A 13,955-nucleotide genomic window follows, 5' to 3' on the forward strand; every position below is an offset into this window, starting at 1 on the left:
GAAAAGAATGTCCGCCGCTTACGATACTGTCCGTTACCAGTCCCTGACCAATCGCCACGTCCTCATCACCGGCGGCGCATCAGGCATTGGCGAGGAAATGGTGAAGGCCTACCGGGCGCAGGGGGCACGGGTCTCCTTCGTCGATATCAACGAGGACGCAGGACGCAAGACGGCAGAGGCGACGGGTGCGGTCTTCAAACCCTGTGACGTCACGGACATCGCAGCGCTGCGGGACACCGTTGCCGCGTTCGAAACGGAGAACGGCCCGATTGAGGTGCTGGTCAACAATGCCGGCAAGGACGACCGCCACGCCATGGACGAGGTCGAGCCGGACTACTGGCGCCGCGCGCTGGCGCTGAACCTCGACCACCAGTTCTTTGCCACGCAGGCGGTCGCCAAGGCGATGGCGGCGAATGGCGGCGGTTCGATCATCATGTTCAGCTCGATCTCCTGGATGCGCGGTCGCCCCGGCATGGTCGGCTACACCACCTCGAAGGCCGCCATCAACGGCTTGACGAAGACGCTCGCCCGCGAGCTTGGACCCTCGGGCATCCGCGTCAACTGCATCGTGCCGGGCGCCATCGTCACCGAACGACAGCTGAAGCTCTGGACCACACCGGAGCAGAACCAGCAGTTCATTGACCTTCAGGCGCTGAAATTCCGCCTCGATGCCAGCCACGTGGCACGCCTTGCCCTCTTCCTCGGCTCCGACGAAAGCTCCGGCTGTACCGGTGCGAATTTCGTCGTCGATGCCGGCCTCACCCAGAACTGAAAGCCTTGTCCATGCAGCTGAACCTCATCCCCGGCGGCTTTACCCTCACCCTCGCTGGCCGCGAGATCCTGCGCCACACCGAGGCCGCTCCCGCCCTCTTCGTCGGTCAGGGCGAAGAACGCATGGACATGTACCGCGGCAACTTCGACATCGAAGACTATGTTGTCGAGCGAACCGCGCTTCCCCATGTCGAGATCAATGGCAATCGTCTCGAGTTTTCGGCAGCGCGCGGGCTCCCGGCGCGTTTCGCCGTAACCCTCGAAGGTAAACACCTGCTGACTCAGTCGCTGGATGCCTCCATCAACCGCGTCTGGATCCGCGTGACCGCAGAGGCGGGCGAGCATGTCTGGGGTGGCGGCGAGCAGATGTCGTACTTCGACATGCGCGGCCGCAAGTTCCCGCTCTGGACCTCGGAACCGGGCGTGGGTCGCGACAAATCGACCGAGATCACCTTCAAGGCGGATGTGACCGGCAAGTCGGGCGGTGATTACTACAACACCAACTATCCGCAGCCGACCTATATCTCATCCCGTCGTTATGCACTGCATGTGGAAACGATGGCCTATTCGGTGTTCGATTTCCGCCGCGAGGGTTTCCACGAGATTGAAATCTGGGCGGTACCGGAACGCCTTGAACTCTTTGCCGCCCCAACCTTTGTCGAGCTCGTCGGCGCGCTCTCAACCCGCTTTGGTCGTCAGCCGGAACTTCCCGAATGGGTGTATGGCGGCGCGATCCTTGGCCTGAAGGATGGCGAGAATTCTTTTGCGCGGATGGAAAAAATGCGCGCCGCCGGCGTCAAGGTGTCCGGCCTCTGGTGTGAGGACTGGGTCGGCCTTCGCCACACCTCCTTCGGCGCGCGGCTGTTCTGGGACTGGCAGGCCAACGAGACCCGCTACCCGAACCTTCGCCAGAAGATCGCCGAACTCCAGAACGACGGCATCCGTTTCCTCGGTTATGTGAACCCGTATCTCTGCGTCGATGGGCCGCTTTACCCAGTCGCCGACGCAAAGGGCTATTTCGCCAAGGATGAAGCCGGGAAGACCGCATTGGTGGATTTCGGCGAGTTTGATTGCGGCGTCGTCGATTTTACCAATCCCGACGCTTCTGCCTGGTTTGCCGAAGAGGTGATCGGCAAGAACATGCTGGATTACGGCCTGTCCGGCTGGATGGCAGATTTCGGCGAATACCTGCCGATCGACGTGAAGCTTCAGAACGGCATCGATGCCAAGCTCATGCACAATGCCTGGCCAACGCTGTGGGCCGAGGTGAATGCGCGAGCCGTCGAAAGCCGCGGCAAGACCGGCGAGACCCTGTTCTTCATGCGCGCTGGCTTCACCGGCGTGCAAGCCCATTGCCCGCTCCTGTGGGGCGGTGACCAGTCGGTGGATTTCTCCCGCCACGATGGTCTCGTGACCGTTATCTGCGGCGCACTCTCCTCCGGCCTGCTTGGCAATGCCTACCATCATTCGGATATCGGCGGGTACACGAGCCTGTTCGGCAATGTCCGCACCGCAGAACTCATCATGCGCTGGGCGGAGATGGCAGCGTTTACGCCGGTCATGCGCAGCCACGAAGGCAACCGCCCGCGCGACAACCTGCAGATCGACCAGGACGCCGAAGTTCTCGCGCATTTCGCCCGGATGACGGCGATCTACGTGCATCTCGCACCCTATCTGAAGACGTTGTCTTCCGAAGCGGCCGCCACTGGCTTGCCGGTGCAGCGCCCGCTCTTCCTGCATCACGAAGACGATGCCCAGACCTACATCATACAGGATAGCTACCTCTATGGCCGCGACCTGCTGGTGGCCCCGGTGTGGAAGGCCGCGGAAACCACACGCGAGGTCTACCTGCCGCAAGGCGAACGCTGGGTGCATATCTGGTCAGGCACCGCGTTCGAAGGCGGTCAGACGGTTTCGGTCGATGCTCCGCTCGGAAAACCCGCCGTCTTCCGCCGCGACGGTGCTGCGATGAGCGAATTGTTCGACGGGCTGCGGACACTCTGATCATGGATGTCTCCGGATTGGCGGGCCTTCTCGCCATCGCCTTCATCGCATCCTATACCCAGACGCTGACCGGTTTTGCCCTCGGCCTCATCATGATGGGCGGCATCGGCCTGACGGGGGGTCTGCCGCTCACGGATGCCGCCGTTCTCGTCAGCATTCTCGTGGTCGTGAACGCCGCACAGGTGCTGGCCAAGGGGTGGCGGGACATCGCGTTCCGGCAACTGGCGCCCGCCCTCCTCTCAAGCTTGCTCTTCCTGGGTGTCGGGTATTGGCTACTCAACCTCTTGGCCGCAGCCTCGCTCGAATGGGTCAAGATCGTGCTGGGGCTGGTCATCATCATTTCCAGCGTGCAGTTGTCGCTGAAGCCGCAGGGGCTGGAGAGAATGTCCTCCCAGGCCTCCTTTGCCGGGTTCGGCGCCGCCGCCGGTCTGATGGGCGGCCTGTTCTCGACCGCCGGACCGCCGCTCATCTACCACTTCTACCGCCAGCCCCTGAACGCATCCACCGTTCGCGAGACGCTTGTTGCGATCTTTGCCACCAACGCGCTGATTCGGCTTGGCATCGTTGCGGGCGCCGGGCAGATGCCGACTGCCTCCTTCTGGTGGGGCCTTGTGGCCATCCCGGTCGTCATTCTGGCAACGTGGCTGGCAAAACGCTATCCGCCGCCGCTCTCGCCGTTGAGCATGCGGCGCAGCGCCTTTCTCCTGCTCTTTCTCTCGGGTGTTTCGCTGGCGCTGCCGCCTTTGTGGAAGCTGGCGCAGGCGGCCGCCTAAGCGCTTCGTTCGGACGGCGCTCGGGGACCGCGTGTGGTGCAAGACGCAAGGCACGTGAAAAATGACTTGGGCGAAGCGTCAACTATGCTACCAATTCGAAGAACCGCGGGGGAGCGGTGGGAGGCAACGCAAGCAGGGAAGCTCGGCAGCAGGTGCCGGTGCGTTCCGTTTCTTTTGCCAGCAAACCGGCTGTTTCTTTCTGGAAAGGCAGCGCTCCCGCGCCTGTCTGACGTCATGATGAACCATGGAAGCTGTACATGAAGGACTTCATTCTCGCCATCGACCAGGGTACCACATCCACCCGATCGATCGTCTTCGACCGGAGTTACAAGGCCCGCGGCGTCGGACAGCAGGAGTTCACCCAGCACTTCCCGCACTCGGGCTGGGTGGAGCATGAGGCCGAGGACCTCTGGACGACCACGGTGGAGACGGTCCGCAAGGCCATGCAGGCTGCCTCTGTCACCGCGGCAGAGATCGCCGCGATCGGTATCACCAATCAGCGTGAGACAGCCCTCGTCTGGGACCGCCGCACCGGCAAGGCGATCCACAGAGCCATCGTCTGGCAGGATCGCCGCACGGCCGAGCATTGTGCCAAGCTGCGCGAAGACGGTCATTCCGATCTGGTGGCCGAGCGCACCGGGCTTCTGATCGATCCCTATTTCTCCGCCACGAAGATCGCCTGGCTGCTGGACAATGTGTCGGGCGCTCGTGAAGCCGCCGAAGCGGGGCATCTGGCCTTCGGCACGGTCGATAGCTGGCTGATCTACAAGCTGACGGCTGGCCGCCGCCATGTCATCGACGTTACCAATGCCTCGCGCACCATGCTGTGCAACATCGGCACCGCCGAATGGGACGACGATCTGCTGAAGCTCTTCAACATTCCCCGGTCCATGCTGCCGGAGATCCTGTCGAACATCGACGATTTCGGCACCACGGAACCGGATCTGTTCGGCGGCCCCATTGCCATCAAGGGCGTTGCCGGCGACCAGCAGGCGGCCGTCATCGGCCAGGCCTGTTTTACGCCGGGCATGATGAAATCCACCTATGGCACCGGCTGCTTTGCGCTGCTGAACACCGGCACCGACCGGGTCACCTCCAAGAATCGGCTGCTGACGACGATCGCCTACCGGCTGAACGGCGAAATTCATTATGCGCTGGAGGGGTCGATCTTCATCGCCGGCGCGGCGGTGCAATGGCTGCGCGATGGCTTGAAGATGATCGGCAAGGCATCGGAGACCGCCGAACTCGCGGCAAAGGCCGATCCCGGCCAGCGCGTCTATCTCGTGCCGGCCTTCACCGGGCTTGGCGCGCCCTGGTGGGATGCCGAAGCACGCGGCGCCATGTTCGGCATGACCCGCAATACGGGGCCCGCCGAATTTGCCCGTGCGGCACTGGAATCAGTCTGCTTCCAGACGCGCGACCTGCTCGGCGCCATGCGCAAGGACTGGCCGCGGCAGGCCGATACGCTGCTGCGCGTCGATGGTGGCATGGCCGCCAATGACTGGACCATGCAGCGGCTCTCCGACATCCTCGGCGTTGCCGTCGATCGATCCGACTCGTCCGAAGTGACGGCCCTCGGGGCCGCCTGGCTCGCCGGCCATGGCGCGGGGATCTGGCCGGACCAGGCCGGATTTGCCGCAGAGTGGCATCTGGAGAGACAGTTCACGCCATCCATGGATGCAAACGAGCGAGACCTTCTGCTGAAAGGCTGGGATTGCGCCGTGCAATGCACGCTTGCCTTCGGCAAGTGATCGGTCAAAGTCCATAAGCAACAGGAAGAGTGCGGGCTTGCAACATAAGCTTCGCCTTACATCCGCCCGTATGAGCAAGGGATCGCACAGATGTTCAAGACCAATACTCTCAAGGCCCGCCTGCACGCCGGTGATGCCGTTTATGGCTGCTGGGTGGCCGGTGGCTCCCCCACCAACGCCGAAATCCTGGGTCACGCAGGCTTCGACTTCGTTCTCGCCGATCATGAGCACGGCATCGGTGATACGCGGGATGTCGTGGATGTGCTGCGTGCTCTCGAGACCACGCCAACACCGGCCGTGGTGCGGGTTGCCTGGAATGATCACGTGCTACTGAAGCGCGTCATCGATGCCGGCGTGCAATCGGTGATGATCCCTTCGGTCGATACGCCGGATCTGGCAGAGGCAGCCGTGCAGGCCTGCCTTTATCCACCGGCGGGTTTTCGTGGTTACGCGGCGTCCGTGGTCAGAGCCTCGACCTTCGGTCTGGAGCCGGACTATGTCCGCAAGGCCAATGACAACATGCTGACGATCATCCAGCTGGAATCGGCCCTGGCGGCAGAAAACGCCGCTGCGATCGCGGCTATCGACGGCGCGGACGTCATCTTCATCGGCATCAATGATCTGGCCGCATCCATGGGCCTGATCGGCCAGACCGGCCATCCGGACGTGCAGGCGCTGGCCCGCAAGGTAGAGCGCGAGGTCTTGGCCGCCGGCAAGGTTCTGGGAACGGTGCCCAATGCCGGTGCGGGTGTAAACGACCTGCTGGACCGCGGCTACCGCTTCATCCCCGGCCCTTACGATGTTGCGCTGCTGCGAGATGCCGGGATGGCCGCCATGGCACAATATCGGGAACTGCAGGCAGCCAAAGCCCGTGGCGAAACCCCTGCCGATGGCAAGGGGACATCCTACTGAACACGCCGAAAGCCGACCCAGCCGGCCTCAGTACCGGCGCGTCGGGCGGTCCATCACCTTGCGCCCCATCAGGCTGGCGGTGAGATCCACCAGCAGGGTGGCGGTGCGCCCGCGCTCGTCCAGAAACGGATTGAGTTCGACCAGATCCAGGCTCGTCACCAGTCCGCTTTCATGCAGCATCTCCATCACCAGATGCGCCTCGCGGAATGTGGCGCCGCCCGGCACCGTTGTGCCCACTGCCGGTCCGATGGAAGGATCAAGGAAATCCACATCCAGGCTCACATGCAGGCAACCCTTGGCGGCGGCAACCCGGTCCAGGAAGACGCGAAGTGGTGCTGCAATGCCCTGCTCATCGATCACGCGCATGTCGTGTACCGTCAAGGCGGTGCCGGAGATTGCAGACCGTTCCGCGGGATCGACGCTGCGGATGCCGACCATGCAGACATCGGCCGGATCGACGGGATGGGTGAGCGTCGGGAAATATCCGTCGAACCCCGGCTGGCCGGTAAAGTAGGCAACCGGCACGCCATGCAGATTGCCACTCGTCGTTGACTGAAGGCTATGAAAATCCGTATGGGCATCGAGCCACAGGACGAAGAGCGGCCTCTCTTGTTCAGCCGCACGTCGAGCGACACCGGCGACACTACCGGCCGACAAAGCATGATCGCCGCCGAGAAAAATCGGCAGCCCGTCACGGCTTTCGCGGTAGGCGGTCTCGGCGATTTCGGAGACCCAGCCGCTGATCACCGGCAGGTTCTTGAGGGCCGGATTGGGATGAACAGGTACATCGGCTGTTTGGGGTGAAAGATTGCCGAAATCCACGACCTCATGGCCAAGCTCCCGAAGCGCCCCTGCAAGGCCCGCGGTTCGAAGCGCGCTCGGCCCCATCTCGCAGCCCAACTGTGCCGCGCCATCCTGCAGAGGAACACCAATCAACTTGCACAACATTCTTCCGTCTCCATTTCAAGGCTATCAGACCACAGGCCGGTGCAGAACGGTACCTGCCGCACGGGCAGATTGGCACGATGCGCCTGTCAGATTGTCTTGAACGGATGAACAGATTGATCAGTTGCCCCACCGCATCTTCCGCACGATATCCGCTGCGGTCGCAAGACGCTCGTTGAGGTCGGTGCGCGTGTCGTTCGCTCTCTCCCATGCAGCGATCGGCAAGGTACGCGAAAGCCGAGCACCTTGCCTGCCAAGTCAAGCCGCCCGATGGAAGGACGCACCTGCGCTGCCTGTCCAGACATGGGTGGAATGGTTGCCGGATGCGCTTAACGTGAACTGACCAATCATCTCGCGCAGCTTGGCTGTTTCGGAGGCGAGCGTGCTGGCAGCGGCGCTGCTTTCCTCCACCATGGCCGCGTTCTGCTGCGTGGATTGATCCATGCTGTTGACTGCGCCATTCACCTCGCTCAGCCCGGTGGACTGTTCCTTGGCCGCCGTGGAGATGGCGACGATGTGATCGTTGATCTCGACAATCAACTGGCTGATATTGCGCAGCGCATTTCCGGTATCGCGCACCAGCTTGACCCCGCCTGCCACTTCCGAGACCGAGTGATGGATGAGGTCCTTGATCTCCTTCGCGGCCTTGGCGGACCGTTGCGCCAGTTCGCGCACCTCCTGCGCCACGACGGCGAAACCGCGCCCCGCCTCTCCGGCACGAGCGGCCTCGACACCGGCATTGAGGGCAAGAAGGTTGGTCTGGAAGGCGATCTCGTCGATCACGCCGATGATGTTGGAAATCTTGCCGGACGAATCCTCGATGCGGCTCATGGCGTCCACCGCATGCGAAACCACCTCGCCGGATTGTTCCGCGCTCGTCTTGGCGCGGGAGGCCACATCGCGGGCATCCTGAGCCCGTTGCGCGGACGAACCGACATTGGCCGTGATCTCTTCCAGCGCTGCTGCGGTTTCTTCCAGGTTCGCCGCCTGCCCTTCCGTTCTGCGCGACAGATCGGTGACGCCCTGGCTGATTTCCCGCGTGCCAGTCCCGATCAGATCGACGCTCTGGGCGATCTGGCGAAAGGTGTCGCAAAGCTGGGTGACGGATGTGTTGAGATCGAGCCGGAGGAATTCGAATTCCGGAGCAAACGGTTCGTTGAGCTGGAAGGCAAAGTCGCCGGAACAGAGGCGCTTCAAGCTGTCGCCCAGTGCATTGACGGTGTGGACGCGCTTCGTGACATCCGACGCGAACTTCACCACCTTCGTGACTTCACCGTTAATGCCCAAGATCGGGTTGTAGGATGCGGCGATGACGACTTCACGCCCGTCTTTGCGGGTCCGCTTGAATTCGGCAGCCTGGTAGCGCCCTTCGGACAGCTCCTTCCAGAACGCCTTGTAGTCTGCACTCGCTGCATATTCGGGTGACACGAACATGCTGTGGTGTTTACCCTTGATCTCGTCCACAGAGGCGTAGCCCATCGTGTCGAGAAAGTTCTTGTTCGCGCTGATGATCTGACCGGTAACGGTGAACTCGATGATGGCCTGCGAGCGGCTGATGGCGGCGATCTGGGCGGCATAATCGAGATTGAGAAGACGCTCCTTGGCATCCGCCCATTCCACCACGAATCCCGTCGTCTTGTTGCCGCTCTTCAGCGGCGTGACCAGAAGGTCGAAAATGCGCGTGCCAACGCGAATGGTTGCGCTATGCCGGTTCTTGAGCGCCGACAACATGCCGCGTTGATGTGCCGGGTTCTTGTGGAAGACGTCGATATTGCTGCCAATCAACGTGGCGACGGAAAATCGCGGCAGCTCCTTCTTCAGGTCATCTTCCGCTTCCTTGAGGAGCTCCACGACGGCCGGGTTCATATACATGATGTTTAACTTGGCGTCGGCGACCATGACATTGGCCTTCAGCGCATCCAGCGCCAGAAGCTTGTTGGTCTCCTTCGAATTCAGCAATGATGCGATTCCCATACCTCTACCTCTTGGCGCACCGATGACGGCAGTCGTCACGACGATCTGACATGATGTATTCCTGGAGACAAAATATATACAAACTTCAAACTAACCGTTAATTTCGCAATGCTTGTATATTTAAAAACACCACGTCAAAAGCGCCTGATATTTGAATTCAGGGAACGAAACCGCCAGAAAGAACAATGACAAACGGTGACTTGCTTAAATTTGTAATGAATAGTCGGATTTTTTAAGGGGCATCGATCGCGCGAATTTGTATAGGAACTATGCCCGGGACGAATGTCGTCTTCAACAAGCGTCTATCTTGCTACAGGGAGGCGACGGTGGGCGGCGGAAGACCGCTGCCTGCATCGACTGCACATCCGAGACAGACTATCTTGTCTCGTTCGATAGGCCCCGGGCCGGCAATGCTGCCGTTCCGATGTCTCGCAAGGCGGCATTGATGCTTTCGATGTTGGGGAAGATGCTCACCCCGTCGAGCGGTGCCATGTCGCTGGCTCCAGGCCCTCCGACAAACAAGGCGATGTGCGGCGGCAAGGCGCCCCGCAGCGCCACAATGGGGCCGGACGCGTTACGGCGGGAGGACACAAGGCAACTGAGGAAGACGACCCTTGCGCCGCTTCGAAGAGCAGCGTTGACAATCTGGTCGTTTGGCAGGTTGGGGCCAAGATAAAGCGTATCGATCCCGTGGCTCCGGGAGAGGAGCGTAATCACCAGGGCACCCAGTTCGTGCAACTCACCTTCCGGTGTCGTCGCGACCGCCCTGGTCGCGTCCGGCGCTACGGGAAACCGATGAAGGCAATCAGAGAGAATTCGTCGAACTTCGGCCGAAACCAGATGTTCGGCAGCGATCGACATGGTGCCGTCCTGCCATCGCTTGCCAATCTCGTCCATCAGGGGAGAAACGACCCGGCGGACAAAGTCGAGGGGGCCGAGTTCGCTTACGCGCCGCTCGAGGTCCGCGGAAAGTGCTGCCGAATCCAGTCGTTGAGCCGCGTCGAGGGTCGAGCAGAGGTCGAGACGAAGCGCGTGCTGCTCTGCGATGCGCAAGAGTTCCAGATCGGGAAGACTGATGATGTTCGCGATACGATAACCCGCATCGGTGCACAGCTTGAGGAGGCGCAGCCGTTCCACCTGCGTCTCGGTCATGAAGCGGCGTCCCGTCGCGGTACGTTCGCTCAGTTGCACGTCGTAGCGTCTTTCCCAGGCATGCAGGACGAGCTTGGAAATCCCGGCACGCTGAAGCGCATCGGCAAACTTCACGATACAGGCAGCCTCCCGCGGTTCGTCGTCCCTCATTCTTCTGCTCCCGATGGACCCGCAAACCGAATGAAAGCTTATCACATGCACGGACCGCAGCAAGCGAAGACGTTTTTAAACCTCACCTTTCCGCCAGCAGATGAAGGCGCCGCAACCGCCGATCAACTGGGCGGCAAAAGATGCCGGTAACCCACATAGGCCGTCAGGGCAGCCCAGGCGACGAGCAGGCAAAAGACGGCGAAGGAACCCAGATCCTTGGCATGGCGGCCGGTCGCCGACAGTTCCGGAGAGATCCGGTCGATGATTTCCTCAATGGCGGTGTTGATCGCCTCAACCGCACAAACGATGCAAAACAGGATGATGAGCGCCACATAGTCCTGGAGTTCGGCACCGATCAGGGCGAACAGGAGAAGCGAACCGAGGAAGGCCAGCACTTCGTGGCGGAACGCCGTCTCCCGCAGAAGACGCCGAAAACCGCTGATGGAATAGCTCTGGGCAGCCAGGAGATGCCGCCATCCCCGCACCTTGGGCGGGTTGTTCCGATGATCCATCATGCTCCTTGCGGCTTCCGCCTGACGACTGGTTGATGCGGCTTATTTCAACCATGTGGACGTCAATCGCAATTCACATTTGCCAGGTTTCTGTCAGCCAGATCGTTGGCAGGCGTCCTTCCGTTCCATCGACCGGCGCACAAGGGCGCCGGTCGATTCAATGCGTCAGCCCTTGCGGGACTTGTCGTAGGCACCAAGCCCCGGCTTGTAGCTCTTCTCGTCGATGAACTGGCGGATGCCCTCCTTGCGTCCATCGTTGTCGTAGGAGTTGGCTGCTTCCTGTGCGCGGACCAGGTAATCCTCCGCCTCGTCATAGGTCATGACGCCGACGCGGCGCACCGCATCCTTTGTGGCCTTCAGCGCGACGGGATTCTTCTCCAGGAGCACCTTTGCCACGGCGGTCACGCGTGCCTCGAGTTCGGCCAGCGGAAGGCTTTCGTTGACCAGTCCCCAGTCGGCTGCGGTTTTCCCGTCAACCGGTTCACCGAGCATGGCGTGATACATGGCCTTGCGGAAGGGCAGAAGTTCGACGGCGACCTTGGTCGCGCCGCCGCCCGGCAGGATGCCCCAGTTGATTTCGGAGAGACCGAACTTTGCCTCGTTCGCGCAGAAGGCGAGGTCACAGGCGAACAGCGGGCCATAGCCGCCGCCAAAGCACCAGCCATTGACCATGGCGATCGTCGGCTTCTGGTACCAGCGCAGACGACGCCACCAGCCGTAGCTCTCGCGTTGCGCCTTGCGAGTGCCCTTCAGGCCCTGCGACTCGGTCTCGCGGAAGTATTCCTTGAGGTCCATTCCCGCAGTCCAGGCGCTGCCTTCCCCGGTCAGTACCAGAACACCGACATCGTCGCGAAATTCCAGTTCGTCCAGCACGTCCATCATCGCCCGGTTCAGCGTCGGGCTCATCGCGTTGCGCTTATCCGGACGGTTGAAGCGAACCCAGGCGATGCGGTCCTTGACCTCGAAGACCACCGTATCAACATCATTTGCCATATCGATATCCTTGCGTGTTTGGTTGAAGCCGCCAGCGAAAGATCGATGGCGGCCCGAATGAGGGCTCAGGAAAACCTGCCGCGGCTAAAGCTTGGGGAGCAGCGTGACTGGATTCTGTTGGGAGAGAATTGATACCCGTGACTCGATGCGGCGTAGGCCATATCGTCTTGACCGATCCTCCCCCGGCAGGATCACCAACCAGACAGTGCTGCGCGCCTCCTCGCGTTGACTGCTATGATGTATAACATTATTGTCGCCCGAACGAAGCGCGTCAAGAGGGGAACTGATGAAGAAGACAAACCTCTCCGAAACACTCACCACCGTCTCTTCCGCCCACATCCGCCACGCGCTCGATCAACTTGTGGGCTATCACCTGCGTCGGGCCTCGGTGCATGATCTGAATGGCGCCGTGGCCGCGCTGGACGAGGCCGGCGCACGGCCGATCACCATGAGCGTGCTCCTGTCCATCGTTGAACAGCCGGGCAGCACCTCGGCCGATATCTGCCGGATGCTGGGCATCAAGCGCGCCAACATCGTCGCTTTGCTCCAGCAACTGGAAGCGCGGGATCTATTCTTTCGCAAGGATGATCCGTCCGATCAGCGCATCCAGCGGCTCTACCCGACAGAAACGGGCCTCACAACCGCACTGGATTGGCTGAGCCGGATCCAGCAGCATGAGGAAAAGACGCTGCGCCGTCTGTCGAAGGCCGAGCGCGAGGAACTGCGCCGTCTGCTTTCCCTGATCTGGAGCGAGGATACAGCCGCCGATTGAGATCGTCGCCGGACCTCAGCTTGCCTGCCGCAGCGATCGCTTTTCGAACACCAGGACCAAGATCAGCGAGAGCGCAAAGGGGATGAGAAGATAGAGGACGCGGAAGACGATCAGCGCCGCCAGCACGTCAGACTTGTCCATCTCCGGCAATCCATTAACGAAAACCAGTTCGAGAACACCGAGACCACCCGGAGCGGTGGAGAGCAATGCGGCTGAAAATGACATCAAAAAGATGCCGAGAACGGTGAAGAAGCCGGGATTGCCGGCACTTGGCAAGGCGAAATAGATGATGCCGGCAGCAGCAACCAATTCGATCGGACCAATGATCAACTGGAGCGCCACGGTTCTGAGATCGGGATAGGCGATCTTCACTGGCCCGATCGACCAGGGACGGAAGTTCTTCCAGCTGCCATAGACATAGGCTGCCACAAGCAGAAGAATGAGAAGACCGATCGCGCGGGCGGCGTTCTGGGACAATCCGTGGATGAACCTCTCGCCCAAAGAGGGCTCGATCAGGAGCGTGACGCCGGACAACAGGACCGTGCCGAATGCGAAGGTGAAGGAGCAGAAGGCGACCAGTTGCCCGATCTCGATGGCACTCAGCCCCTTGGACGAATAAGCACGGTAGCGAATGACCGAGCCGGAGACGACGGATGCGCCGAGATTGTGGGAAAGCGCATAGGTGGTGAAGGAGGTCAGCGTGATGAAACACCAGCTGACCCAACGGCGCAGGTATAACAAGGCGAGCGCATCATAACCTGCCAAAGCGCCATAGGCTGCGATGGAACACGCGATGGCGAGACACCAATGCGATATCGGGATGGCTGCGAGGCTGTCACCCAGTTCGTCCAGCGAAAGACCGCGCAGTTCCTTGTAGAGAAGCCAGGCCGACACAGCGACAACCAGCAGGCCCAGCACCGACCATCCATATTTCCTGAGAATGAACCCTTCTCCCGCTCATGCACATGTCATGGCCGCCATTGTGGGCGCCATTCTTTAATCGATGGATAAGCAGACCTGCCATCTTTTGACCAATGCGTAAAGACGGGCGAAAGTTCTACGCCTCGTCAAATTCCCGTGGCAAACGGGACAGAGCGCCGACGGCAATGCCAAGCCTCAAGCCGGGCGCACACCGTTGATGAGAAGCATGGGCTGGAAGAAACAGACCCTGGGCGGGCTCATCATCTGAGCATGGGCTCATTGGCACGAGTCTCTGGCACCATCCGCGCAGCCCTGCAGGCTGCCC

General features: G+C 61.1%; 12 protein-coding genes. 6 read left to right on the plus strand and 6 right to left on the minus strand.

Annotated features, from left to right (window positions below):
- Nucleotides 1–7 precede the first annotated feature (7 nt).
- The 5 genes from G6N78_RS21550 (at nucleotide 8) to G6N78_RS21570 (ending at nucleotide 6,211) form a co-directional block, all read left to right on the plus strand.
- Entirely contained in the window at nucleotides 8–772 is a 765-nt protein-coding gene (locus G6N78_RS21550; RefSeq protein ID WP_165223694.1) for an SDR family NAD(P)-dependent oxidoreductase, read from the plus strand.
- Nucleotides 773–783: 11 nt separating this feature from the next.
- Nucleotides 784–2,775, plus strand: coding sequence for an alpha-glucosidase (locus tag G6N78_RS21555; protein ID WP_165223697.1), 1,992 nt, complete (start codon nucleotides 784–786; stop codon nucleotides 2,773–2,775).
- Between the two features lie 2 nt (nucleotides 2,776–2,777).
- Entirely contained in the window at nucleotides 2,778–3,548 is a 771-nt protein-coding gene (locus G6N78_RS21560) for a TSUP family transporter (RefSeq protein WP_165223700.1), read from the plus strand.
- 257 nt (nucleotides 3,549–3,805) lie between these two features.
- Nucleotides 3,806–5,299, plus strand: a complete 1,494-nt coding sequence (glpK, locus tag G6N78_RS21565) for a glycerol kinase GlpK (RefSeq protein WP_165223703.1) — start codon at nucleotides 3,806–3,808, stop codon at nucleotides 5,297–5,299.
- 90 nt (nucleotides 5,300–5,389) lie between these two features.
- Nucleotides 5,390–6,211 (plus strand): HpcH/HpaI aldolase family protein, encoded by an 822-nt coding sequence (locus G6N78_RS21570; RefSeq protein WP_165223706.1) that lies wholly within the window; start codon nucleotides 5,390–5,392, stop codon nucleotides 6,209–6,211.
- Nucleotides 6,212–6,238: 27 nt separating this feature from the next.
- Here G6N78_RS21570 and rocF read toward each other — a convergent pair whose 3' ends face one another.
- The 5 genes from rocF to G6N78_RS21595 all read right to left on the minus strand — a co-directional run bounded on the left by rocF (nucleotide 6,239) and on the right by G6N78_RS21595 (nucleotide 11,937).
- The gene (gene rocF / locus G6N78_RS21575; RefSeq protein WP_165223709.1) at nucleotides 6,239–7,159 is read right to left on the minus strand and encodes an arginase; all 921 of its coding nucleotides are present in this window, start codon (nucleotides 7,157–7,159) and stop codon (nucleotides 6,239–6,241) included.
- 255 nt (nucleotides 7,160–7,414) lie between these two features.
- Nucleotides 7,415–9,130 (minus strand): methyl-accepting chemotaxis protein, encoded by a 1,716-nt coding sequence (locus tag G6N78_RS21580; protein WP_165223712.1) that lies wholly within the window; start codon nucleotides 9,128–9,130, stop codon nucleotides 7,415–7,417.
- Nucleotides 9,131–9,505: 375 nt separating this feature from the next.
- Nucleotides 9,506–10,432, minus strand: a complete 927-nt coding sequence (locus G6N78_RS21585) for a MerR family transcriptional regulator (protein WP_165223715.1) — start codon at nucleotides 10,430–10,432, stop codon at nucleotides 9,506–9,508.
- A 122-nt stretch (nucleotides 10,433–10,554) separates the two neighbouring features.
- Nucleotides 10,555–10,947, minus strand: coding sequence for a diacylglycerol kinase (locus G6N78_RS21590; RefSeq protein ID WP_165223718.1), 393 nt, complete (start codon nucleotides 10,945–10,947; stop codon nucleotides 10,555–10,557).
- Nucleotides 10,948–11,109: 162 nt separating this feature from the next.
- The gene (locus tag G6N78_RS21595; protein ID WP_165223721.1) at nucleotides 11,110–11,937 is read right to left on the minus strand and encodes a p-hydroxycinnamoyl CoA hydratase/lyase; all 828 of its coding nucleotides are present in this window, start codon (nucleotides 11,935–11,937) and stop codon (nucleotides 11,110–11,112) included.
- Nucleotides 11,938–12,223: 286 nt separating this feature from the next.
- Between G6N78_RS21595 and G6N78_RS21600 the strand changes: the two genes are divergently transcribed.
- On the plus strand, nucleotides 12,224–12,709 hold the full coding sequence (locus G6N78_RS21600) for a MarR family winged helix-turn-helix transcriptional regulator (RefSeq protein ID WP_165223724.1): 486 nt from the start codon (nucleotides 12,224–12,226) through the stop codon (nucleotides 12,707–12,709).
- A 15-nt stretch (nucleotides 12,710–12,724) separates the two neighbouring features.
- On the opposite strand, the gene G6N78_RS21605 is transcribed toward G6N78_RS21600, so the two are convergent.
- The gene (locus G6N78_RS21605) at nucleotides 12,725–13,651 is read right to left on the minus strand and encodes a lysylphosphatidylglycerol synthase transmembrane domain-containing protein (protein ID WP_165225360.1); all 927 of its coding nucleotides are present in this window, start codon (nucleotides 13,649–13,651) and stop codon (nucleotides 12,725–12,727) included.
- Between the last annotated feature and the right edge of the window lie 304 nt (nucleotides 13,652–13,955).

This window comes from Allorhizobium pseudoryzae (genome assembly GCF_011046245.1).
In the GTDB taxonomy this organism is placed as follows: Bacteria; Pseudomonadota; Alphaproteobacteria; order Rhizobiales; family Rhizobiaceae; genus Neorhizobium; species Neorhizobium pseudoryzae.

Coding starts and splice junctions, on each gene's coding strand:
- G6N78_RS21550 (WP_165223694.1), top strand. CDS start 8: ATGTCCGCCGCTTACGATACTGTCCGTTACCAGTCCCTGACCAATCGC.
- G6N78_RS21555 (WP_165223697.1), top strand. CDS start 784: ATGCAGCTGAACCTCATCCCCGGCGGCTTTACCCTCACCCTCGCTGGC.
- G6N78_RS21560 (WP_165223700.1), top strand. CDS start 2,778: ATGGATGTCTCCGGATTGGCGGGCCTTCTCGCCATCGCCTTCATCGCA.
- glpK (WP_165223703.1), top strand. CDS start 3,806: ATGAAGGACTTCATTCTCGCCATCGACCAGGGTACCACATCCACCCGA.
- G6N78_RS21570 (WP_165223706.1), top strand. CDS start 5,390: ATGTTCAAGACCAATACTCTCAAGGCCCGCCTGCACGCCGGTGATGCC.
- rocF (WP_165223709.1), bottom strand. CDS start 7,159: ATGTTGTGCAAGTTGATTGGTGTTCCTCTGCAGGATGGCGCGGCACAG.
- G6N78_RS21580 (WP_165223712.1), bottom strand. CDS start 9,130: ATGGGAATCGCATCATTGCTGAATTCGAAGGAGACCAACAAGCTTCTG.
- G6N78_RS21585 (WP_165223715.1), bottom strand. CDS start 10,432: ATGAGGGACGACGAACCGCGGGAGGCTGCCTGTATCGTGAAGTTTGCC.
- G6N78_RS21590 (WP_165223718.1), bottom strand. CDS start 10,947: ATGATGGATCATCGGAACAACCCGCCCAAGGTGCGGGGATGGCGGCAT.
- G6N78_RS21595 (WP_165223721.1), bottom strand. CDS start 11,937: ATGGCAAATGATGTTGATACGGTGGTCTTCGAGGTCAAGGACCGCATC.
- G6N78_RS21600 (WP_165223724.1), top strand. CDS start 12,224: ATGAAGAAGACAAACCTCTCCGAAACACTCACCACCGTCTCTTCCGCC.